A 21,587-nucleotide genomic window follows, 5' to 3' on the forward strand; every position below is an offset into this window, starting at 1 on the left:
CCTTCCATTGAAGAGTGACCCCGTGAATGGGGACCGGGTCGGCCACGGCGCTGTGGTCCCGACGCTGGGTGGTGCCGGTCACGGAGGGTAGATCCCGCTTCTGCGTGCGAGCCTACCGTTTGGGCCGGGGCTCACCCTCCGTGCTGAGACAACCGGGATTTCCGCATGGTGATTCCCACTAGGCCGGTGTGAGTGCTTTTGTCCCAGGTTCTCCCGATTCGCGCCCGCCCGCCGCCGGGGTGGTCAGGACGGGCTAGGGGGACCCGCCGGAGGCGGTTCGTGGCATCACCCAGGCGGTTCACCCGGGGGTGTGCGGTTCCGCCTCGCCGGGGGACCCCGAAGCCGGATGGGATATATGGAGCGTCTATGGTGTCGTGGTACGCGCAGAGCGGACGATTCGGGACCCTTCGTTCCTGTGGACGCCTGCGAAGATTCATCTTCAGTTGGGGTGTTAGTGACCGCCGTCGAAACCCGTCCCGCCGGGGTCACCGGGGCGACTCCTGCGCACCGGCCGATCGGGGCCCGTGTCGGCGCGTTCGTCGCACTGACCAAGCCTCGGATCATCGAGCTGCTGCTGATGAGCACCGTGCCGGTGATGTTCCTGGCCCAGCAGGGCGTGCCGAACATGCTGCTGGTGCTGAAGGTCGTGGTCGGCGGCTACCTCTCGGCGGGCGGCGCCAACGCCCTCAACATGTACATCGACCGCGACATCGACGCGGTGATGTCCCGCACCGAGCGGCGGCCGATCGTCACCGGGATGGTGTCGCCGCGCGAGGCGCTGGTGTTCGGCATCGTGCTCGCCGTCGTGTCGACGCTGGTGCTGGGCTTCGGCGTCAACTGGCTCTCCTCCGGACTGGCGCTGGGCGCGCTGCTGTTCTACGTGTTCGTCTACACGCTGGGGCTCAAGCGGCGCACCTCGCAGAACATCGTCTGGGGCGGCATCGCCGGCTGCATGCCGGTGCTGGTCGGCTGGTCCTCGGTCACCAACTCGATGTCCTGGGCGGCCGTGGTGCTGTTCCTGGTGGTGTTCTTCTGGACGCCGCCGCACACCTGGGTGCTGTCGATGAAGGTGCGCGACGACTACCTGCGGGCCGGCGTGCCGATGCTGCCGGTCATCAAGGGCAACGTGGCGGTCGGCAAGCAGGTCGTCATCTACTCCTGGGTGATGGTCGCCGTCTCGCTGGCGCTCTGGCCGCTCGGGCACATGAGCTGGCTGTACCCGGTCGCCGCGGTGGTGCTGGGCGCCGCCTGGCTGCGCGAGGCGCACGCGCTGTACGCGCGGGCCAAGGCCGGCGTCGTGGGCGCGAAGCTCAAGGAGATGCGGCTGTTCCACTGGTCGATCACCTACCTGTCGCTGCTGATGGTGGTGTGCGCGGTCGACCCGTTCGTGAAGTAGGCAGACTCGCTGAGAGAGCCCCGGTCCGGTGGACCGGGGCTCTCCCGCATTCGGGGGCTTTTCGCGTTCGGGGCGGGCCGCTCGGCCGACCGCTCGGCCGGCGGCTCAGCGGGCGGGCAGCTCGGAGGGGCCGACGTGGCCGTCCAGCCAGTCCCGCAGCGGCCGGGAGGCGTGCAGGAAGCCGGTGATCCGGGTGTAGGCGGCGCGGGTGCCCAGCCACTTCGCGGGCTCCCACTCCTGCCAGGCCACCAGGCCCTTGTGGCGCAGCAGCTCGATCCTGGGGTGGTCCTTCGGGTAGCCGCGCGGGGCCGACTTCAGGGAGTCCCGGCCGACCACCTGCGGGCCGTCCTTCTCCACCCGGGTGATCACCCGCTCCAGCTCGGCGCCGGTGACGTCCTCGGCGACGGCGGCGCGGTAGCGCTCCAACTGGTCCGGGGCGAGCTGGTACATGCCGTTGCCGCAGGCCAGGCCGTCGGCGGAGAGCTGGATGTAGCCGCCGCTCTCCAGGTGCGCGCCGATGTGCGTCTTGTACGGGGACTTGTCGGCGCTGAAGCGGACGTCGCGGTTCGGGCGGAAGATCTTCCCCGGCCCGAACTCCGGTTCCAGATCGGCGAGGAGCTGCTCCATCGGCGCGCGCACGGCGTCCTCGTACCGCCCCTTGTGGGCCTGCCAGAAGGTCTTCGAGTTGTCGGCCTCCACGTGCTCGTAGAAGTCGAGCGCCTCGGTCGGCCAGCCGGAGAAGGTCACACGTCCAGTATGTGTCCCGGTGCACAGGGTGCTCCCGTCGCCAGCGCGCTTACCGGTGGGTAGCATGCGGGCATGAGCAGCGCAGAGACCGCCACCGCCGCGCCGGACGCCCGCACCGAGCGCCGCGCCAAGCGCATCGCCAAGAACCTCACCAGCTTCGCCCGGCAGCACGGGGGCAGCGCCGACGCGGTCGTCGAGTACGTCGGCGCCGTGGCCACCCGGATCGTCGTGGTCGGCGCGGACGGCGCCTGGGGCGACCAGGTGGCCCCCAGCTACGCCGTCGGCCGCCGGGCCGCCGAGCTGGCCGGGCTGACCCTGCACGACGACTTCGAGGGCGAGCTGGGCCTCCGGGTGAAGACCGGCCCGTACGAGTGGAAGCGGATGGCCGGGATCCAGCTCGGCGGCTGAGCACCCTCCGGACACCGCGAAGGCCCGGCTCCCCTCGTACGGGGGAGCCGGGCCTTTTCACCGGCCACCAGCGTTGCTACCGCGGTTGGGCGGGCCAGGGGATCGACGTCTCAGCCTCGATCGTGTAGTCGACGCCGGGGACGTCCCAGCCGTACAGCTGCCGGAACTGGCCGTAGAACCAGGCCGACGCGGCCGGGTCGGCGTCGAGCGCTGCCTCGGGGTCCGTCCACAGCTCCCGCACCAGGTCCTGCACGGCGGGGTCGAGTTCCCAGCCGTCCAGACGGATGCGACCCTGCCCGTCCAGCACGAGCGACTTCGCGCCGCTCAGTTGCTCCCACAGGTCCACGGCCTGGTCGGCGGTGGTACGCCAGCCGTCCTCTCCGAGGGCTTTGCGCAGCAGCGAGGTGTAGAGGGCGATGGACGGGATGGCGGTGGACGCCTGGGTGACGGCGGCGCCGGCGACGACGGTGAACGCCCGGCCCCGCCCGGCCAGTACCCCGCTCTGCAACTGGCCGGCGGTCGCCTCCAGGTGTTCCTTGGCGGCGCCGATGGTGCCCTGCCGGTAGACCGGCGCGGTGATCTCGGAGCCCACATAGGACAGCGCGGCAGTCGTGAAGTCGGGGCCCAGGAGGTTGCTGTCGGCCAGGGACTGCACCCACAGCCGCCAGTCCTCACCACCCATGACCTTGACGGTCGCGGCGCGCTCGGCCTCGTCGGCCGGGGTGAGGTCGACGCTGCCGATCTGCGGGACGCCGTCCTCGAAGACGAGGGACGGTGAGGTGTAGGGGCGGCCGATCGGCTTGATCACCGAGTGGTGGACCTCGCCGGTGGCCGGGTCGGTACGCCTGGGCGAGGCGAGGGAGTAGACGAGGTAGTCGACGGGGCCGTACCGGTCGGCGAGGAGTTTGAGCACCTCGGCACGGGTGGCGTCCGCGTAGGCGTCGGCGTTGACGAAGGTGAAGTCGCTTCCGGCCTCTTCGAGCAGGGCGGCGGTCGCGGCGGTTCGGTACCAGCCGGCGGTGGCGGTGCGCCGCTCGCCGGCCGGTGTCTCGTAGGCGACGCCGATGCCGCGGATGCCGTGGCGGCGCAGCCCGGCCAGCAGGATCGCCAGACCGTACCCCGCGCTGGAGCCCAGCACCAGGGCGACCGGGGCCCGCCCGGTGGGGGTGGCGGGGGTGATGGACTGCCACAGCTGGTGCACGGTGGCCTGGCTGCCCTTGGGGTGGGAGTTGACGATCAGGTAGCCCCGCTGCTTGGGGGTGATCTGCTGCGTGCTCACGCGGTGGTGCCCTCTCCGGTGGGGTGGCCGTGCCGGGCGAGCAGGTCGCTGAGGTCGCCGACGGTGTGCAGGCGGCCGACCTCCTCGTCCGGGATGACCATGTTCAGGCGCGTCTCCAGGGTGACGACGAGCTCGTGGAGGGCGAGGCTGTCGATCCCGAGATCGTGCTGCAGTCGTGCGTCGTTCGTGATCGTATCGGCGCCGGTGACCGCCGCCTGTGCCAGAGCGTGACGGAGGATGTGTGCTGCGGTTGTAGGGGTCGTCATTGCGGTAGGTGTCCTTCGTCGGCTACCCGGCGGTTCTCGGTGACGCCGGCGCGGCCTTGGAAGCTGCTCAACCCCTGATGCGGCGGCGCATCCCCGTTCCGGAGCGGCGGGCCGCACTGTGGGTGGATGCTGCACGGGCCTACAGCCAACAAGGCAGACTGGCTGAGGGGTACCAAGCACTCAGGATCGCGGAGAGCTGTGCTTCTGAGGACATTCGACGCCGCCCCAGCGTGCTGGAACTGGTCGGTGACATGGCCGCGCGGGACCGACGTGGCAGTGTCCCGGAACTCCGCCGTTTCTGCCATGAGTTGGGAGTTCGGATTTGACTGAGAACCACGAGCCGTTCCTTCACGTCATCGTCTGCGCTTCGGGAATCGCTGACGGCGTGGCTGAGCTGATCGCCGCAGCCCGTGCCGAGGGCTGGAAGGTCGGTGTGATTGCTACTCCCAGCGCTCTCGGCTTTATAGACCAGGAAGCCATCGAAGCCCAGACCGGCTATCCGCTCCGCTCCGCGTGGCGCACGCCGAGCATCCCGCAACCGCTGCCTCCGGCAGACGCCATTGCGGTCGCTCCCGCGACGTTCAACACCATCAACAAGTGGGCCGCCGGCATCTCCGACACGCTGGCGCTCGGCATCCTCTGCGAGGCCTACGGGCTCGGCATCCCCGTTGCGGTCCAGCCCTATGTCAACTCAGCCCAGGCTTCCCACCCGGCCTATTCGGACAGCTTGGCCCGACTGCGCTCGATGGGCGTTCTGATCGGCGACTACGTGCCCCACAAGCCCAAGTCCGGCGGAGGGCGCGACAAGTACAGCTGGACCCATGTCCTCGACCTGCTTCGGCCTGCCCGCACTAACCGTTCGGAGCCGGCAGCGTGAGAGGTGGTACGCCGCAGGAGGCAACGCTGCTGCCACTCCACTCCGTGTCCGTCGCGGGGGTGGTGGTGCGGGAGGACGGGCGGGTGCTGACGATTCGGCGGGCTGACAGCGGGGCTTGGGAGCCTCCGGGGGGCGTGCTGGAGCTGGGCGAGGGTGTCGAGGCCGGCGTGCGCCGGGAGGTCTACGAGGAGACCGGGATCGTGGTCGGCGTGGAGCGGCTGACCGGCGTCTACAAGAACATGAGCCGAGGGGTTGTCGCTCTTGTTTTCCGCTGTCGACCTGAGGGCGGGACCGGCCGGCTCTCTGACGAGTCGGTCGAAGTCGACTGGCTCACGCCGGCCGGGGTCTCCGACCGCATGGCTGAGGTCTATGCCGTACGTGTCCTGGACGCGCTTCAGGACGAAACGGTACCGAGCATCCGGACCCACGACGGCTGACAACTGCTGTGACCGCATAACGAAGGCCCCCATCGCGGGATGGGGGCCTTCGCCGTACGTTGGGCTTGCGCTCAGACGGTGGCGGTCTGCGGGGTCTGCGCGGGCAGGTGCTCGGAGGCCTGTGCGTCCTCGCGGGTACGGAGGGCGAGGGGGATGCGCAGGGCGGCGATCCAGGTCAGCGAGGCGCCGAGCATGTGGAGGCCGACCATCAGCTCGGGGGCGTCGGTGAAGTACTGGATGAAGCCGAGGACGCCCTGCAGCAGCAGCACCGCGAGGAGTTCCTTGGTGCGGGACCTGGCTGCCTGCGGGGCCTTGATCGCAGTGAAGACGAAGATCAGGGCGATGGTGAGGCCGACGGAGATGAAGGCGAAGTCGGCGTGGAACTGGGCCAACCTGTCGTAGTCGATCGGGATCCGCGGGACGATCTTGTTGTCCTTGGGCGTCCCCGGGTGGTGGCCGGCGCCGGTCACCAGGGTGCCGGCCGCGACGAGCAGCCCGATCACGGCGACGAGGACGTACGAGAGCTGGTGGATCGGGCGGGCCACGGACAGCTTCGCCGGGCCGTCGCCCTCCTTGCTGCGCTCCCACATCAGCAGGGCGACCCAGACCAGGGCCATCGCGGCGATCATGTGCAGCGCGACGGTGTACGGGTTGAGGCCGGTCAGCACGGTGATGCCGCCGAGCACGGCGTTGCTCATCACCAGCCAGAACTGCGCCCAGCCGAGCTTGGTCAGGCCGCGCCGCCAGGGCCGGTGGCAGCGGGCGGCCAGGATCGCCCAGCCCACCGCGGCGCTGAGCACGTAGGTGAGCATCCGGTTGGTGAACTCGATGACGCCGTGGAAGCCCATCTCGGCGGTGGGCGTCAGGCTCTCGTCGGTGCAGCGGGGCCAGGTCGTACAGCCGAGGCCGGAGGCGGTGAGCCGGACGGCGCCGCCGGTGACGACGATCACCACGCTCATCACCAGCGCGGCGAACGCGGCGCGCCGGACCATGACGGCGGAGGGCTGCCAGCGCTCGGCGAGCAGGGAGAAAGGGGTGGTCTTCAGCACGACGTCCATGGTAGGTGGCTTTACGGGCGATCTTGGGGCGGGGCTGGCTCGCCGCGCCTGGTGCGATCGTGGTGGCCGCCCGGCGCAAGGCGGCCGGGAAGGCCTGACGTCACGCGGTGAAGCGACGTGCTCGTCAGGTGATGGAAGCGGCGCCCCCGGCGATTGAACCCGATCGCCGGGGGCGCCGTTCTGTCTTGAAGGTGACGAAGTTCATTCAAGTTTGCCGAATCCGCGTTCTGCGAGGTGGCAGCTGTGATGGGCTGGTCATGCACATCAGAGAACGGACGCACAGACGAAATCCGGTCGTACGGCGGGGTGTGGCGGGATGCGGGAGTGCCGGTAGAGTCCCCCGGACAGTCGTAGCGGGCCACCGCGAACCACTCAACACGCCTGCTGCACAAGACCGTTCGGAGGGGAACAGCGTAATGGCGCGACAGCAGCGGCACATCGGGATCGGCGCGGCGGCACTGGCAGGCACGGCAGCGGCCGGTTTTCTACTGCCCTTGGCGCTGGCCACCAACGCCTCGGCGCACGTGCCGAGTTGGTCGGTGACCTGCGACAAGGTCGTGATCGACCTGATCAACTACAGCCCCAAGGCCGACGTGAAGAACACCGTCAGCCTCACCATCGACGGCGACAAGGTCCTGGATGCCAAGGCCTTTCCCGCCGAGTTCCACGGCACCTTCCCGGTGAAGGACCACACGGCCCCGATCAAGGCGAACCTGGTGGTCACCACCACGGAGAACCCGAACGACAAGGGCTGGAACATCAACGAGACCAAGACCATCGAGCCGTGCCACACGCCGACTCCGACCCCGACCCCGACTCCCACCAAGACCCCCACCCCCACGCCCACCCCCACCTCGACGCCGACGCCCATCCCGACGCCGACGAAGACCCCGACCCCCGTGCCGACGACGCCCACCGTGGCGCCGACCACGCCCCCGCCGACCACGCCGGCCCCGGTCAGCCCGCCCGCCCCGGCGCCCGCCACCAGCGCGCCGGCGCTCGCCCAGACCGGTAGCAACGACGCCACCCCGATGATCGCGGCGGCCGGCGGCGGCGTGCTGCTGGTCGGTGGCGCGCTCGTCCTGCTCGCCCGCAAGCGCCGTGGCGGCAGCGAGAGCTGACGCAGGGCGGTACGAACGCCGAACGCCCCCCGGCCGGTTGAGGCCGGGGGGCGTTCGACGTTCGTACGGGGGTGGCTGCTCGCAAGTGCGGCCACCTCGGCGGCTACTCCCAGCGGAAGAAGCGGGCGGCCGCGGCCAGGCCGAGCACGGCCCAGCCGGCCAGGATCCCGAGGTCAGCCCAGGGCACCCCGGCGCCGGTCTGCAGCACCGACCGCAGGCCGTCCGAGAGCGCCGAGATCGGCAGCAGTTCCAGCACCGACCGCACCGCGTCGGGGAACTTGCTCAGCGGCACGATCACCCCGCCCGCGAGCAGCAGCAGGATGAACACCAGGTTGGCGGCGGCCAGCGTGGCCTCGGCCTTCAGCGTGCCGGCCATCAGCAGGCCGAGCCCGGAGAAGGCGGCGGTGCCGAGGACCAGCAGCGCGACGACGGCCAGCGGGTTGCCGTGCGGCGACCAGCCGAGCGCCAGCGCGATCACCGACAGCAGCGCGACCTGCAGCGCCTCCGTCACCAGGACGCAGCCGGTCTTGGCCGTCAGCAGCGTCCAGCGCGGCAGCGGGCTGGCGCCGAGCCGTTTCAGCACGCCGTAGCGGCGCTCGAAGCCCGTGGCGATGGCCTGCCCGGTGAAGGCGGTGGACATCACGGCCAGCGCGAGCAGGCCGGGGGCGAGGAAGTCGACCCGCTTGCCGGGGCCCTCGACCGTGACGATGTCGACGGCGGAGAACAGCACCAGCAGCACGGTCGGGATGACGACGGTGAGCAGCAGCTGCTCACCGTTGCGCAGCAGCATCCGGGTCTCGAACGCGGTCTGGGCGAGCAGCATCCGGCCGACGGGGGCGGCACCGGGCTCGGGCGAGTAGTCCCGCTCGCTTCGCTCACTCATGCGCGGAGCTCCCGTCCGGTCAGGTCGAGGAAGACGTCTTCGAGGCTGCGGCGCTGCACGGACAGCCGTTCGGGCAGGACGCCGACGGCCGCGCACCAGCCGGTGACGGTGGCCGGCAGCTGCGGGTCCACCGGCGCCTCGACGCGGTAGCTGCCGGGGGCGGTCTCGACAGCGGTAGCGCCCTCGGGCAGCTCCTTGAGCAGCGGGCCGAGGTCGAGCCCGGGCGGGGCGTCGAAGCGCAGGGCGTTCTCGGCGCCGCCGCGGCACAGCTCCTCGGTGGTGCCGTCGGCGATCACCTTGCCGCGGTCCACGATGGCGACGCGGTCGGCGAGCTGCTCGGCCTCGTCCATGTGGTGGGTGGTGACGACCACGGTGACGCCGTCCCGGCGCAGGTCGCGGACCAGCTCCCAGGTGGCGCGGCGGGCCTGCGGGTCGAGGCCGGCGGTGGGCTCGTCCAGGAAGACCAGCTCGGGGCGGCCGACCACGGCCATGGCCAGGGCGAGCCGCTGCTGCTGGCCGCCGGACAGCCGCCGGTAGGTGGTGCGGCCGCAGGAGCCGAGGCCGAGGCGCTCGACCAGGGCGTCCACGTCCAGCGGGTGGGCGTGCAGCTTGGCGGTGTGCCGCAGCATCTCGACGGCGCGGGCGCCCGCGTACACGCCGCCGGACTGCAGCATGACGCCGATCCGGGGGCGCAGGGCGGCGCTCTGGGTGACCGGGTCGAGGCCGAGGACGCGGACGGTGCCGGCGTCGGGGCGGCGGTAGCCCTCGCAGGTCTCGATGGTGGTGGTCTTGCCGGCGCCGTTGGGGCCGAGGACGGCGGTGATCGCGCCGGTCGCGATGGTGAGGTCGAGACCGTCCACGGCCTGCTTGTCGCCGTAGCGCTTGACCAGCCCGGCGACCTGGACCGCGGGTTCGGAGTGCATACCGGCGAGTGTAAGAGGGCCTCACGTTTCGAGCGGACGGCGCCTCGGTGATCGTTTCCCCAGGTCAGGTAAGGCTTACCTGCGTGATCGATGACACCGGTGAGGCCTGGATCACGGGTTGTCCCAACGGAAGTAATTACGCAACACTGGTGTTGTGAAAAACATGCGCGAGCACGCCCAGCAGCAGGAGGCCGAGTCGGCCTCCCACTGCGACGTGCCCGTGACGGCGGCCGAGGTACTGCTGGACGGCCACCGTGCCACCCGGGACCGGGTCGCCCGCTCGATCCTGGACCACGGCCCCTCCTCCGCCGCCGACCTGGCGAACCGGCTCGGCCTCACCTCCGCCGCCGTCCGCCGCCACCTCGACGGCCTGGCCGCCGCCGGCCTGGTCGAGTCCCGCGAACAGCGGGTCTACGGCAGCCGCGGCCGGGGCCGTCCGGCCAAGGTCTTCGCCCTCACCGACGGCGGCCGGGACGCCTTCTACCAGGCGTACGACCAGCTCGCCGCCGACGCGCTGCGCTGGATCTCGGACGCGGTGGGCGGCGGCAAGGCGGGCGAGGAGGCGGTCGCCGCCTTCGCCCGGGCCCGTTTCGGCAAGCAGGGCGAGAAGTACCGGGAGGCGCTGCGCGAGGCTGGGGTGGAGGATCGCACCGAGGCACTCGCCCAGGCGCTCAGCGTGGACGGGTACGCTGCCACGGTGCGGCGTGTCCCGTCGGCCGCGGCCAAGGCCCCGGCGGGCGCCCAGCTCTGCCAGCACCACTGCCCGGTCGCGCACATCGCCGAGCAGTTCCCCCAGCTCTGCGAGGCGGAGACCGAGGTCTTCTCCCAGCTCCTGGGCACCCATGTGCAACGGCTGGCCACCATCGCCCACGGCGACGGGGTCTGCACCACCTATGTGCCGGCACCCGGTGCCGCATCGTCGTCCGCCCGTGGTTCCGCGGGCCGCGACTCCGATGCAGCGCCGACTGCCGGTACGTCCACCGAAGATTCTGCGTCCGCGCGTTAGGAAGCTCGCATGACTGACACCGTTTCGCACCCCGAGCTCGAAGGCCTGGGCAACTACGAGTACGGCTGGGCCGACCCGGACGCCGCTGGCGCCACGGCCAAGCGCGGGCTCAGCGAGGAGGTCGTGCGCGACATCTCCGCGAAGAAGAGCGAGTCCGAGTGGATGCTCAACCTGCGTCTCAAGGGCCTGAAGCTGTTCGGCAAGAAGCCCATGCCGACCTGGGGCTCCGACCTGACCGGCATCGACTTCGACAACATCAAGTACTTCGTCCGCTCCACCGAGAAGCAGGCCGAGTCCTGGGAGGACCTGCCGGCGGACATCAAGGCCACCTACGACAAGCTGGGCATCCCGGAGGCGGAGAAGCAGCGCCTGGTCGCCGGTGTCGCCGCCCAGTACGAGTCCGAGGTCGTCTACCACCAGATCCGTGAGGACCTGGAGGAGCAGGGCGTCATCTTCCTGGACACCGACACCGCGCTGCGCGAGCACCCGGAGCTGTTCAAGGAGTACTTCGGCACCGTCATCCCGGCCGGTGACAACAAGTTCGCCGCGCTGAACACCGCGGTGTGGTCCGGCGGCTCGTTCATCTACGTGCCGAAGGGCGTGCACGTCGACATCCCGCTGCAGGCCTACTTCCGGATCAACACCGAGAACATGGGCCAGTTCGAGCGGACGCTGATCATCGTCGACGAGGACGCCTACGTCCACTACGTCGAGGGCTGCACCGCGCCGATCTACTCCTCCGACTCGCTGCACTCCGCGGTCGTGGAGATCATCGTCAAGAAGGGCGGCCGCTGCCGCTACACGACCATCCAGAACTGGTCGAACAACGTCTACAACCTGGTCACCAAGCGCGCCGTGGCGTACGAGGGCGCGACCATGGAGTGGGTCGACGGCAACATCGGCTCCAAGGTCACCATGAAGTACCCGGCCGTCTACCTGATGGGCGAGCACGCCAAGGGCGAGACCCTGTCGATCGCCTTCGCGGGCGAGGGCCAGCACCAGGACGCCGGCGCCAAGATGGTGCACATGGCGCCGAACACCTCCTCCAACATCGTCTCCAAGTCGGTGGCGCGCGGCGGCGGCCGGACCTCCTACCGCGGTCTGATCGAGATCGGCGAGGGCTCGCACGGCGCCAAGTCGAACGTGCTGTGCGACGCGCTGCTGGTCGACACGATCTCCCGCTCGGACACCTACCCGTACGTGGACGTCCGCGAGGACGACGTGTCCATGGGCCACGAGGCGACCGTCTCCAAGGTCAGCGAGGACCAGCTGTTCTACCTGATGAGCCGCGGTCTGACCGAGTTCGAGGCCATGGCGATGATCGTCCGCGGCTTCGTCGAGCCGATCGCGCGCGAACTGCCGATGGAGTACGCGCTGGAGCTCAACCGGCTGATCGAGCTGCAGATGGAGGGCGCGGTCGGCTGACCCCGGCCACCGACCGCCCAACCGACTTTCGAGGAAGAGAGCTACACGACAGCCATGGCTGACGTTCAGAACACCACCGGCTCGACCACCGCCGGTTCGATCGAGGTCGGCACCGCCGGCGCGGGCGCGCAGCTCGCCGGCCCCGGCACCGGCCGCGCCACGGTCCAGCAGCCCATCGACGCGCGCGTCGCGGTCAAGCCGTCCTTCGACGTGAACGACTTCCCGGTGCCGCACGGCCGCGAGGAGGACTGGCGGTTCACCCCGCTGCACCGCCTCGGCGGGCTGCACGACGGGACCGCCGCCGCCGCCGAGCGGGGCGAGGACAAGGTCGAGTTCACGCTGCCGGAGGGCGTCACCGCCGAGACCGTCGGCCGCGACGACGCCCGCCTGGGCAAGGCCGGCACGCCGGTGGACCGGGTGGCCGCGCAGGCGTTCAGCGCCTTCGAGCAGGCCCTGGTGGTCACCGTCCCCAAGGACGCGGTGCTGACCGAGCCGGTCAGGATCGACGTGCGCGGCGAGGGCGGCGTCCGCTTCGCCCACGTGGTGATCGACGTCAAGCCGTTCGCCGAGGCCGTCGTGGTGCTCAACCACACGGGCACCGGCACCCGGGCCGCCAACGTCGAGCTGCTGGTCGGCGACGGTGCCAAGCTCACCTTCGTCTCCGTCCAGGACTGGGAGCGCGACGCCGTCCACGTCGCCCAGCACAACGCGCTGGTCGGCCGGGACGCCACGTACAAGTCCGTGGTCGTGACCTTCGGCGGCGACCTGGTCCGCCTGCACCCGCGGGTCAACTACGCGGGCCCCGGCGGCGAGGCCGAGCTGTTCGGCCTCTACTTCGCCGACGCCGGCCAGCACCTGGAGCACCGCCTGGTGATCGACCACGACACGCCGCACTGCCGGTCGAACGTGGCGTACAAGGGCGCGCTGCAGGGCCAGGACGCGCACGCCGTCTGGGTCGGCGACGTGCTGATCCGCGCCGCCGCACTCGGCACCGACACCTACGAGCTCAACCGGAACCTGGTGCTCACCGACGGCGCCCGGGTCGACTCGATCCCGAACCTGGAGATCGAGACCGGCGAGATCGTCGGCGCCGGCCACGCCTCGGCGACCGGCCGCTTCGACGACGAGCAGCTGTTCTACCTGCAGGCCCGCGGCATCCCGGCCGACGAGGCCCGCCGCCTGGTGGTGCGCGGCTTCTTCGCCGAGCTGCTCCAGCAGATCGGCGTGCCCGAGGTCCAGGAGCAGCTCATGGAGAAGATCGACGCCGAGCTGGAAGCGGCGGTCTGAACACGATGACCTTCCTCCGTGCCTGCGCGCTGAGCGACCTCCAGGAAGACGTGCCCAGGCGCGTGGACCTCAACGGCGTGCCGGTCTCCGTCGTCCGCACCGACGAGGGGGTGTTCGCGGTCAACGACATCTGCTCGCACGCGAACGTCTCGCTCTCGGAGGGCGAGGTCGAGGACTGCATGATCGAGTGCTGGCTGCACGGCTCCAGCTTCGACCTGCGCACCGGCAAGCCCTCGGGCCTGCCCGCCACCAAGCCGGTCGCTGTCTACCCCGTAAAGATCGAAGGGGACGATGTGCTCGTCTCCGTCAACCAGGAGTCCTGAGTACACATGGCAACCCTTGAAATCCGCGACCTGCACGTCTCCGTCGAGGCCGAGAACGGCCCGCGCGAGATCCTGAAGGGCGTCGACCTGACCGTGAAGCAGGGCGAGACCCACGCCATCATGGGTCCGAACGGCTCCGGCAAGTCCACCCTGGCCTACTCGCTGGCCGGCCACCCCAAGTACACCGTCACCGGCGGCTCGGTGCTGCTGGACGGCGAGGACGTCCTGGAGATGTCCGTCGACGAGCGCGCCAAGGCCGGTGTCTTCCTGGCCATGCAGTACCCGGTCGAGGTCCCGGGCGTCTCGGTCAGCAACTTCCTGCGCACCGCCGCCACCGCCGTCCGCGGCGAGGCCCCGAAGCTGCGGCTGTGGGTGAAGGAGGTCAAGGAGGCGATGGCCGCCCTCCAGATGGACCCGGCCTTCGCCGAGCGCAACGTCAACGAGGGCTTCTCCGGCGGCGAGAAGAAGCGCCACGAGATCCTCCAGCTCGAGCTGCTCAAGCCGAAGATCGCGATCCTCGACGAGACCGACTCCGGCCTGGACGTCGACGCGCTGCGGATCGTCTCCGAGGGCATCAACCGGGTCCGCTCGACCGGCGAGGTCGGCACCCTGCTGGTGACCCACTACACCCGCATCCTGCGGTACATCAAGCCCGACTACGTCCACGTCTTCGCGGGCGGCCGCATCGTCGAGTCCGGCGGTGCCGAGCTGGCCGACAAGCTGGAGAACGAGGGCTACGAGGCGTACGTGAAGGGGGGCGCTTCCGAGTGACCCATACGTTTACGGGACTGCTCGACACCGACGCGATCCGCAAGGACTTCCCGGTCCTGCAGCGGCTGCTGCACGACGACAAGCCCCTGGTCTACCTGGACAACGCGGCGACCTCGCAGAAGCCGCGCCAGGTGCTGGAGGCGCTGACCGCCTACTACGAGCGGCACAACGCCAACGTCCACCGCGGCGTGCACGTGCTCGCCGAGGAGGCCACCGCGCTGTACGAGGGCGCCCGGGACAAGGTCGCGGCCTTCGTCAACGCGCCGAGCCGCAACGAGGTGATCTTCACCAAGAACGCCTCCGAGTCGCTCAACCTCGTGGCCAACATGCTGGCCTGGGCGGATGAGCCGTACCGGGTGGACGCCGACTCCGAGATCGTCATCACGGAGATGGAACACCACTCCAACATCGTCCCGTGGCAGCTGCTGTCGCAGCGCAGCGGTGCGAAGCTCAAGTGGTTCGGGCTGAGCGACGAGGGTCGGCTGGACCTGTCGAACATCGACGAGCTGATCACCGAGAAGACCAAGGTGGTCTCCTTCACCCTGGTCTCCAACCTGCTCGGCACGGTGAACCCGGTCGAGACGATCGTCCGCAAGGCCCAGTCGGTCGGCGCGCTGGTCGTCATCGACGCCTCGCAGGCCGCCCCGCACATGGTGCTGGACGTGCAGGCGCTGGAGGCCGACTTCGTCGCCTTCACCGGCCACAAGATGCTGGCCCCGACCGGCATCGGCGTGCTCTGGGGCCGCCAGGAGCTGCTGGAGGACCTCCCGCCGTTCCTCGGCGGCGGCGAGATGATCGAGACCGTCACCATGGGCTCGTCCACCTACGCCCCGGCACCGCACAAGTTCGAGGCCGGCACCCCGCCGATCGCCCAGGCGGTCGGGCTCGGCGCGGCCATCGACTACCTGCAGGGCGTCGGCATGGAGAAGATCGCGGCGCACGAGCACGCGATCACCGAGTACGCCGTCGAGCGGCTGCTGGAGGTCCCGGACCTGCGGATCATCGGCCCGCGCACGGCCGTGGACCGCGGTGCGGCGATCTCCTTCACCCTCGGCGACATCCACCCGCACGACGTGGGTCAGGTGCTGGACGAGCAGGGCATCGCCGTGCGCGTCGGACACCACTGCGCGCGGCCGGTCTGCCTCCGGTACGGAATTCCGGCGACCACGCGGGCGTCTTTCTACCTGTACTCGACGCCGGGCGAGGTCGACGCGCTGATCGACGGCCTGCACCACGTCCGGAACTTCTTCGGCTGACGGGACAGGGCAGGACGACCATGAAGCTCGACTCGATGTACCAGGACATCATCCTGGACCACTACCGCAACCCGCACGGCAAGGGGCTGCGGGACGGCGACGCCGAGGTGCACCACGTCAACCCGACGTGCGGCGACGAGATCACCCTGCGGGTGAAGCTCGACGGCGCGACGGTCACCGACGTCTCGTACGAGTCCCAGGGCTGTTCGATCAGCCAGGCCAGCGCCTCGGTGCTCAACGACCTGGTGGTCGGCAAGACCGTCGGCGAGGCCCAGGCCGTCCAGGAGGCCTTCCTGGAGCTGATGCAGAGCAAGGGCCAGGGCGAGGGCGACGAGGAGGTGCTGGAGGACGCGGTCGCGTTCGCCGGCGTCTCCAAGTACCCGGCCCGGGTCAAGTGCGCCCTGCTCAGCTGGATGGCCTGGAAGGACGCGACCGCCCAGGCGCTCGCCCAGCACCCCGTCGTGAACGACTGATCCTGCAGAGGAGGAATGACCATGACTGACGAAACCCCCTCCGCTGCGGAGGAGCAGCCGACCGGCCTCATCGTCGGCACCACCGCCGGCACCGTCTCCGTCGAGGACCTGACCGAGGCCCTGATGGACGTCGTCGACCCCGAACTGGGCATCGACGTCGTCAACCTGGGCCTGATCTACGGCATCCACATCGACGAGTCCGACGTGGCCACCATCGACATGACGCTCACCTCGGCGGCCTGCCCGCTGACCGACGTCATCGAGGACCAGGCCAAGACCGCCACCGACGGCCTGGTGCAGGACCTGCGCATCAACTGGGTCTGGATGCCGCCGTGGGGCCCCGACAAGATCACCGACGACGGCCGCGAACAGTTGCGGGCGCTGGGCTTCAACGTCTGAGGTCCGTCCGTACGAACGCCGCTGCCCGGGACTTCTTCGGAAGTCCCGGGCAGCGGCGTTTACACCCGCGCGTCATCTGGTGCGTTGGGTAAGTCCACCGCCGTTCCCCACCGTCCACCCCCCACCCGCCTGCCGGCGGGTGCCCGCCCCGGGCGTGGCCGCGTGCTGCCCGGCCAACCGGGTGGCACGCGCGGCGAGATGGCAGAGCTACGTACTGGCCGGAGCGATGGGCAGGGCGACGTACCTGCCGGAAGCGACAGGGCCGCCACGGTGGTGGTGTTCGCGGCGGGCCGGCGGGCCGCACGCTGTCCGTGGCCCGGGTCGTCGCGGTCGTGGTGGCGGCGGCAGTCGTGGTAGGCCGCCGCAACGGCGAGGGCCCGCAAGCGGCTGGGGTCGATGCTGTTGTGGTGGGCGATGAACTGCACCAGGAGCGCGACCCGGACGCCGTGGATGCAGTCGACCGCCTCCCTGCGGGCGAACCAAGAGCCTTCGGGTACCAGCAGGAGCGGACGGTGTGGCAGGGTGGCCCGGACACCCGGACACCCGGACACCCGGACACCCGGACCGGTGGGACGGTTGCCGGCGATCCAGGCCAGCGTGGTCCGGTCCATGTACTGGTGGTCTGGGAGTCGGCCTGCGTCGGCCAGCACGCGCAGCGGCGTCTTCCCGGGCTGCGGTGTCGACGAGATCATGAACGATTCCTGATGAGGTCGGGTGCGATGGGCGTCACGCTGGGCGTGGTGGTGCTGACGATGGGGAACCGGCCTGCGGAGCTGATGGCCCTGCTGGACTCGGTGCGGGCCCAGGTCGGCGGCGACAACGGCGTTCGGACCGTGGTGCTTGGGCAAGGCGTGAAGCTGCCCGAGCTGCCGGACTGGGTGGACGCCGTGGAACTGCCGGAGAACCTCGGAATCCCCGGGGGCCGCAACGCCGGCGTCGAGCGGCTGCGCGAGCTGGGCGGCACGGACGTGCTGGTCGTCCTGGACGACGACGGCCTGCTGCCTCGCACCGACACCTTCCGGCTGATCCGGGAAGCCTTCGAGCAGGGCCCGCAGCTGGGGATCGTGTCCTTCCGGATCGCGGACGAGACCGGGTGCACCCAGCGCCGCCACGTGCCCCGCCTCGGCGCCAGCGACCCGATGCAGTCCGGACCGGTCACCACGTTCCTGGGCGGCGGCCACGCCATCCGCATGAACGTGATCGACCAGGTCGGGCTCTTCCCCGCCGAGTTCTTCTACGCGCACGAGGAGACCGACTTCGCCTGGCGCGCGCTGGACGCGGGCTGGCGCATCGACTACCGCGCTGACATGGTGCTGCAGCATCCTCGCACCGACCCGGCTCGTCACGCCGCCTACTACCGGATGACGGCGCGGAACCGGGTCTGGCTGGCCAAGCGCCACCTTCCTGCGGTCCTCGTGCCTGTCTACCTCACTTCCTGGGCCCTGTACACGCTGGTCCGCCGGCCGCCGCTGTCCGGTCTCAAGGCGTGGTGGTCCGGCTTCTTCGAGGGAGTTCGCACCGCGTGTCCTCCGCGTCGTCCGATGCGGTGGAGCACGGTGTGGCGGATGGCGAAGCTGGGCCGACCGCCCGTGTTCTGACGGCCGGTCCAGCGCGGTCAGGTCCGAACGGGTGGACGGCGTCGGTGACGCGTTGCACGTCCGTGCTGGTCCTGGCCGGGTAGCAGGGCAACCTGACGCGTCAACTGCTGCCGCGCAAACCTCTCCTTCGGGGGAAAGGTTTGTGCGGCAGTGGTATATCTGCGACTGGGCGGCCAGGCTGGTGCCGCGACCTCGGAGGGAGCGAAGTCATGTCGGTCATTGCGTTTGCGCAGTTGCTCCTGCCTGACTCGCCGTACGCCATGTGGGTCCGGGGAGAACTGGAGGAGTACCTCCGGCTCCCGGACGACGACACGCGGGCTGAGGTCATCGGAGGGGAGATCGTTGGGTCACCGGCGCCGGTGTACGCCCACGCAGGAATCCTCTCGGACATCCAGCGAGGCTACGAGCGTGCGTGGTTCGTCGATGCGAGCTTCCAGTGGCGAGCCGTGCAGGCCGTCAACCTGGATCTGTTGGAGATCGGCGACGGCTACGTCCCCGACCTGGTGGTCGTGCAGAAGGACATCGACGCGGAGAAGCGTGCAGACGACGTCCTGCACCTGCACCCGCACGATCTGGCGCTCGTCGTCGAGGTGACCTCCGCATCCAACGCCCGTCACGACCGTCGGCCCATGTTCGGTCGCCAGGTCAAGCCCACGAAGTGGGGCGGGTACGCGAGGACAGGAGTGCCGTACTACCTCCTGGTCGACCGTGACCCGCGGCAGCCCGGAGTCACCCTGTTCGGCGCGCCTGACAAGGCCAAGGGCACGTACGAATCCCTGGGCGAATGGAAGTTCGGTGAATCCGTCCGCCTGCCGGAGCCGTTCGGCGTCGAGATCGACACCGACGCCTGGAAGCCCTGGAGTCCGTAGGCGCCGAGCACTGCTCGGGCGGGTGGCCACCCGCGCTCGATCTGCTTCGTTGACTAGGTTCACCGTCGTTCCCCACCATCCGCCCCCCACCCCTGGGCCTGGCCGTGTGCCGCCGGGCCAGGCGGCACACGGCAGGGTGTCTCAGGCGGCGATGTGTGCGGGCCGGCTGCCGGTAAGTGCGGTGTGCAGGGCCGTTCGGACTCGGGCGGCGCCTGCGGTTGCCACGTCCGCGCCCTGGCCGGCCGTGGGGGGTCGGGTGGTCAGACCGGCGCAGGGGCGGCAGATGCCGGGCCGGGGCACGGGATCGTGGCACCTGGTGCACTCGGAGTACCTGGGTGCCGCTGCGCCCGGGACGGGAGGCATCTTGTGCTCCAGGCGGTAGCGCAGCACGGCCACCGCTGAGTGCATCGGGACGGGCAGGCCCGGCAGCAGGGCGTGGGCGAGGTCGGCCCGGGTCGCGCCGCGTTGCAGCCACTACGCGACGAGGGGCGCGAGTTCGCGCGCTTCGGCCTCGCCGAGACGCAGTCGGGGCTCGGGCTGGATCGCCCGGAACAGGGTGGTGACCGCTTCGCTCTCGGAATCCGGAGGTGCGGGGAGGGTGGGTTCTTGCTGCCGGTTCTTTACTACAGGGCCGTCAGCGTGACCGGTGGCCCCTCCGCCGGAGGCCGGAGGGGTGGCACTCGGTCGCGGGAGTTGCGGGGTGTCGTAGACGTGGGTCTCGGTGATGATCGTGCCGTCCGGCAACCGGATCTTCTCGACCCGGTAGTACCCGGCGTCGGTCAACTCCTTGAGCGCCTTACGGACCGCGCCGCGCCCCTGGGGGCTGGTATCGGCCATGTGCCGCCCGTCCTCGCGCCAGCCGTCGGGGCGGGAGAGGAGGTCGGCGAGCAGGCCGCGAGCGGTGTAGGACAGCCGCCGGTACTGGAGTAGGGCGTTGGGTAGCACGGTGAAGTTGCGCACGTGGGCGCTACGATGTACTCGCATCGGGAGGTGGACTCCTGTTGCCGGACCCCGGAGCGTTGGCGCGCTGCCGGGGTCACCTGTTTTTGGTTGGATTACGAAACGTACCACGGCATTTGACACAGTGTGAGCCGTTCGCGACATTCCGTGCGTGGCCAGTGCGGGGAAACCCGGCTGGGCCGGCCCCGGGATTCGAGCCTGCTGCCTCCATTCCTCCCGGGCTGGGCTCACAGGTCGTCGAGGTCGTCGGCGAAGGTCACATCCAGCTCGGCGACCAGGGCTTCGGCGAGTTCGGCCTGCTGGGTGCGGTCGATGAGGACCTTGCCGAGGTTGGCGACGCCCCGCAGTGTGGTGAGGTCGTTGCCCCGCAGATCCAGGTCCTGGTACTTACCCCGGCCGAACTCGGTCAGCCGCAGGTTGCAGGTGTCGAGGACTGCGCCGCCGAGGTCGCAACCGGTGAACGACGCCTCAGTGAGCGCGCACTTGGAGAAGGCGACCGGGCCGGTGGCGCGGGTCTGCTCGAAGGTCGCGTAGTCGAGCCTGCAGTTGTCGAAGAGGACGTTGTCCAGCGTCACGTCGATGAGCCCGGCGCCCATGATCTTGCAGTTACGGAAGACGACCCGGGAGAGTTTGCTGTCGGTGATGCGGGCGGCAGCGAGGTCGCAGGTGTCGAACTCGACAGAGTCGAGGCGGACTTGGTCGATCTGCATGCGGTTGACCCGCAGGTTGGAGACGCGGCCGGTGATGAGACGGGTCTCGGCGAGATCCAGGTCCCGCAGGTCGGCGTCGCCGTACTGGAAGTCTTGGACGATACCGCGGGCGGAGTCGAGGGTAGTGACGTTGGACAGGTACAGGCCGGGCTCGTCCAGGTGGGGCAGGGTCACGGTGATACGGCCGAAGGTGATGCTGTCCATGAGGGGCTCCGCTCTCTCGATGGTCGGGCCGGGCCTGCACCGCTGGTGCAGGCCCAGGGTGTTCGGGGGTGGCGCTACTTGCCCTTGTTCGACCAGTTGTCCCAGGCAGGCCGTTTGTCGAACGGCCCGGCGGTGGGGCCGGTCACGGTGGCGACGCCGGTGAGATGGGCGACGACGGCCGTGTTGCTGGCGGCCAGCAGTTCGCCCAGGGCCATGCGGCTTTTCCTCGCGGACGGTATCGGACAGGGCGGTGGCCAGGGCCTGTTGGGATGGGCGCGGTCCAGCATCGAGCCGATGTTCCACTCCAGGACGTTCCCCGCCCGGAAGTCCTCGTAGGCCGGGTCGGTCGACCTCGCGGGTGGTCAGGTCGCGGTTGCAACGTGACCAGGCGATGGTGCGGCGTCAGAATTCGCGGGCCTGCTGGGGTGGGGGCCGCCCGCTCGGTGTTGACGCCTTCCCTACTGCCGCTCCCGTGGTTACCGGGCCGGGAGGAGTTCCCCGTACTCGACGGCCGCGCGCAGGACGGTGGCGAAGCCCTGGGGCAGGAGGTTGACCGCGTCGAGGGCGTCGGCGGTCAGGGGGATCTCTTCGAGGAGGTACTCGCCTCGGCCCTCCTGGGTGAACTCGGGCCCGGTGCGGTCCTCGAAGCTCCACTTCTCGATGGTGGCGAGGTAGAAGTCCTGGCGCTCGTCGGCGGTCTCGATGGTGTGGAGGAGGCTGACGATCTCGGCCTCGCCCGCGATCTCCTCGCGGACCTCGCGCAGCAGGGCCTCCTTGGGGCTGGCGTCGGTCGGTTCGGTCTTGCCGCCGACGATCACCCAGTACGGGTCGAGGCCGGGGCGGATGCGCTTGATCAGCAGCATGGTGTCGTTCGGGGTGAGGAGGACGGCGCGGACGCGGTGCTGCATGGT

The 21,587-nt window shown here is 70.0% G+C and carries 25 protein-coding genes and 1 pseudogene; 16 read left to right on the top strand and 10 right to left on the bottom strand.

Translation table 11 applies throughout. From position 1 onward, the window contains the following. Positions 1-448 precede the first annotated feature (448 nt). A complete protein-coding gene (locus tag ACZ52J_RS21900; RefSeq protein ID WP_360499429.1) occupies positions 449-1,396 on the top strand; it encodes a heme o synthase in 948 nt (315 codons plus the stop codon). A 105-nt stretch (positions 1,397-1,501) separates the two neighbouring features. Here ACZ52J_RS21900 and ACZ52J_RS21905 read toward each other — a convergent pair whose 3' ends face one another. Then, positions 1,502-2,143 (bottom strand): DUF2461 domain-containing protein, encoded by a 642-nt coding sequence (locus ACZ52J_RS21905; protein WP_465620945.1) that lies wholly within the window; start codon positions 2,141-2,143, stop codon positions 1,502-1,504. A 72-nt stretch (positions 2,144-2,215) separates the two neighbouring features. Between ACZ52J_RS21905 and ACZ52J_RS21910 the strand changes: the two genes are divergently transcribed. Beyond that, the gene (locus ACZ52J_RS21910; RefSeq protein ID WP_465620947.1) at positions 2,216-2,551 is read left to right on the top strand and encodes a hypothetical protein; all 336 of its coding nucleotides are present in this window, start codon (positions 2,216-2,218) and stop codon (positions 2,549-2,551) included. Positions 2,552-2,627: 76 nt separating this feature from the next. Here the strand turns inward: ACZ52J_RS21910 and ACZ52J_RS21915 are convergent, their stop codons facing one another. After that, positions 2,628-3,830 (bottom strand): enoyl-[acyl-carrier-protein] reductase FabV, encoded by a 1,203-nt coding sequence (locus ACZ52J_RS21915; RefSeq protein ID WP_465620949.1) that lies wholly within the window; start codon positions 3,828-3,830, stop codon positions 2,628-2,630. After that, positions 3,827-4,096, bottom strand: coding sequence for an acyl carrier protein (locus ACZ52J_RS21920; RefSeq protein WP_465620950.1), 270 nt, complete (start codon positions 4,094-4,096; stop codon positions 3,827-3,829). The genes ACZ52J_RS21915 and ACZ52J_RS21920 overlap by 4 nt, the downstream gene beginning before the upstream one ends. Before the next feature lie 38 nt (positions 4,097-4,134). Between ACZ52J_RS21920 and ACZ52J_RS21925 the strand changes: the two are divergent. The 3 genes and pseudogenes from ACZ52J_RS21925 to ACZ52J_RS21935 form a co-directional block, all read left to right on the top strand. Further along, a pseudogene (locus ACZ52J_RS21925) lies at positions 4,135-4,422 on the top strand (helix-turn-helix domain-containing protein); the annotation flags it as partial. Beyond that, the gene (locus ACZ52J_RS21930; RefSeq protein WP_465620952.1) at positions 4,419-4,973 is read left to right on the top strand and encodes a flavoprotein; all 555 of its coding nucleotides are present in this window, start codon (positions 4,419-4,421) and stop codon (positions 4,971-4,973) included. The pseudogene ACZ52J_RS21925 and the gene ACZ52J_RS21930, both read left to right, overlap by 4 nt. Before the next feature lie 44 nt (positions 4,974-5,017). After that, positions 5,018-5,410, top strand: a complete 393-nt coding sequence (locus ACZ52J_RS21935; protein ID WP_465620954.1) for an NUDIX hydrolase — start codon at positions 5,018-5,020, stop codon at positions 5,408-5,410. Between the two features lie 71 nt (positions 5,411-5,481). Here ACZ52J_RS21935 and ACZ52J_RS21940 read toward each other — a convergent pair whose 3' ends face one another. Further along, positions 5,482-6,468 (bottom strand): COX15/CtaA family protein, encoded by a 987-nt coding sequence (locus tag ACZ52J_RS21940; RefSeq protein WP_465620955.1) that lies wholly within the window; start codon positions 6,466-6,468, stop codon positions 5,482-5,484. 416 nt (positions 6,469-6,884) lie between these two features. Between ACZ52J_RS21940 and ACZ52J_RS21945 the strand changes: the two genes are divergently transcribed. Continuing rightward, positions 6,885-7,589: an LAETG motif-containing sortase-dependent surface protein gene (locus tag ACZ52J_RS21945; RefSeq protein ID WP_465620957.1), complete on the top strand. Its 705-nt coding sequence runs from the start codon at positions 6,885-6,887 to the stop codon at positions 7,587-7,589. 103 nt (positions 7,590-7,692) lie between these two features. Here ACZ52J_RS21945 and ACZ52J_RS21950 read toward each other — a convergent pair whose 3' ends face one another. Further along, on the bottom strand, positions 7,693-8,472 hold the full coding sequence (locus ACZ52J_RS21950) for an ABC transporter permease (RefSeq protein WP_360499437.1): 780 nt from the start codon (positions 8,470-8,472) through the stop codon (positions 7,693-7,695). Beyond that, positions 8,469-9,395, bottom strand: coding sequence for an ABC transporter ATP-binding protein (locus ACZ52J_RS21955; protein ID WP_360499439.1), 927 nt, complete (start codon positions 9,393-9,395; stop codon positions 8,469-8,471). Before ACZ52J_RS21955 ends, ACZ52J_RS21950 begins: the two co-directional genes overlap by 4 nt. A 163-nt stretch (positions 9,396-9,558) precedes the next feature. Between ACZ52J_RS21955 and ACZ52J_RS21960 the strand changes: the two genes are divergently transcribed. The 10 genes from ACZ52J_RS21960 to ACZ52J_RS22005 all read left to right on the top strand — a co-directional run bounded on the left by ACZ52J_RS21960 (position 9,559) and on the right by ACZ52J_RS22005 (position 18,802). Then, a complete protein-coding gene (locus tag ACZ52J_RS21960; protein ID WP_396288889.1) occupies positions 9,559-10,401 on the top strand; it encodes a helix-turn-helix transcriptional regulator in 843 nt (280 codons plus the stop codon). Positions 10,402-10,410: 9 nt separating this feature from the next. After that, the gene (gene sufB, locus ACZ52J_RS21965; protein ID WP_465620960.1) at positions 10,411-11,826 is read left to right on the top strand and encodes a Fe-S cluster assembly protein SufB; all 1,416 of its coding nucleotides are present in this window, start codon (positions 10,411-10,413) and stop codon (positions 11,824-11,826) included. 54 nt (positions 11,827-11,880) lie between these two features. Continuing rightward, entirely contained in the window at positions 11,881-13,113 is a 1,233-nt protein-coding gene (gene sufD / locus ACZ52J_RS21970; RefSeq protein WP_465620962.1) for a Fe-S cluster assembly protein SufD, read from the top strand. Between the two features lie 5 nt (positions 13,114-13,118). Beyond that, the gene (locus ACZ52J_RS21975) at positions 13,119-13,436 is read left to right on the top strand and encodes a bifunctional 3-phenylpropionate/cinnamic acid dioxygenase ferredoxin subunit (RefSeq protein WP_360499447.1); all 318 of its coding nucleotides are present in this window, start codon (positions 13,119-13,121) and stop codon (positions 13,434-13,436) included. Between the two features lie 6 nt (positions 13,437-13,442). Continuing rightward, a complete protein-coding gene (gene sufC, locus ACZ52J_RS21980; protein WP_030290237.1) occupies positions 13,443-14,207 on the top strand; it encodes a Fe-S cluster assembly ATPase SufC in 765 nt (254 codons plus the stop codon). Next, positions 14,204-15,463, top strand: coding sequence for a cysteine desulfurase (locus tag ACZ52J_RS21985; RefSeq protein ID WP_360499449.1), 1,260 nt, complete (start codon positions 14,204-14,206; stop codon positions 15,461-15,463). The genes sufC and ACZ52J_RS21985 overlap by 4 nt, the downstream gene beginning before the upstream one ends. A gap of 20 nt (positions 15,464-15,483) precedes the next feature. Then, complete coding sequence (sufU, locus tag ACZ52J_RS21990; RefSeq protein ID WP_350511661.1) at positions 15,484-15,936, top strand: Fe-S cluster assembly sulfur transfer protein SufU; 453 nt, start codon at positions 15,484-15,486, stop codon at positions 15,934-15,936. A gap of 21 nt (positions 15,937-15,957) precedes the next feature. Continuing rightward, the gene (locus tag ACZ52J_RS21995; protein ID WP_360499451.1) at positions 15,958-16,335 is read left to right on the top strand and encodes a metal-sulfur cluster assembly factor; all 378 of its coding nucleotides are present in this window, start codon (positions 15,958-15,960) and stop codon (positions 16,333-16,335) included. Between the two features lie 719 nt (positions 16,336-17,054). Beyond that, complete coding sequence (locus ACZ52J_RS22000; protein ID WP_465620964.1) at positions 17,055-17,933, top strand: glycosyltransferase family 2 protein; 879 nt, start codon at positions 17,055-17,057, stop codon at positions 17,931-17,933. Between the two features lie 209 nt (positions 17,934-18,142). Further along, positions 18,143-18,802 carry a Uma2 family endonuclease gene (locus ACZ52J_RS22005; RefSeq protein ID WP_465620966.1) on the top strand — a complete coding sequence of 220 codons (660 nt, stop codon included), beginning with the start codon at positions 18,143-18,145 and terminating at the stop codon, positions 18,800-18,802. A 474-nt stretch (positions 18,803-19,276) separates the two neighbouring features. Here ACZ52J_RS22005 and ACZ52J_RS22010 read toward each other — a convergent pair whose 3' ends face one another. The 4 genes from ACZ52J_RS22010 to ACZ52J_RS22025 all read right to left on the bottom strand — a co-directional run bounded on the left by ACZ52J_RS22010 (position 19,277) and on the right by ACZ52J_RS22025 (position 21,584). Further along, positions 19,277-19,786, bottom strand: coding sequence for a hypothetical protein (locus ACZ52J_RS22010; protein ID WP_465620968.1), 510 nt, complete (start codon positions 19,784-19,786; stop codon positions 19,277-19,279). Positions 19,787-19,989: 203 nt separating this feature from the next. Then, a complete protein-coding gene (locus tag ACZ52J_RS22015) occupies positions 19,990-20,676 on the bottom strand; it encodes a pentapeptide repeat-containing protein (protein WP_465620970.1) in 687 nt (228 codons plus the stop codon). A 74-nt stretch (positions 20,677-20,750) separates the two neighbouring features. Continuing rightward, a complete protein-coding gene (locus tag ACZ52J_RS22020; RefSeq protein WP_360499461.1) occupies positions 20,751-20,891 on the bottom strand; it encodes a hypothetical protein in 141 nt (46 codons plus the stop codon). 261 nt (positions 20,892-21,152) lie between these two features. Next, positions 21,153-21,584, bottom strand: coding sequence for an NUDIX hydrolase (locus ACZ52J_RS22025; protein ID WP_360499722.1), 432 nt, complete (start codon positions 21,582-21,584; stop codon positions 21,153-21,155). Positions 21,585-21,587 lie beyond the last annotated feature (3 nt).

Source organism: Kitasatospora sp. NPDC034035 (assembly GCF_055575755.1).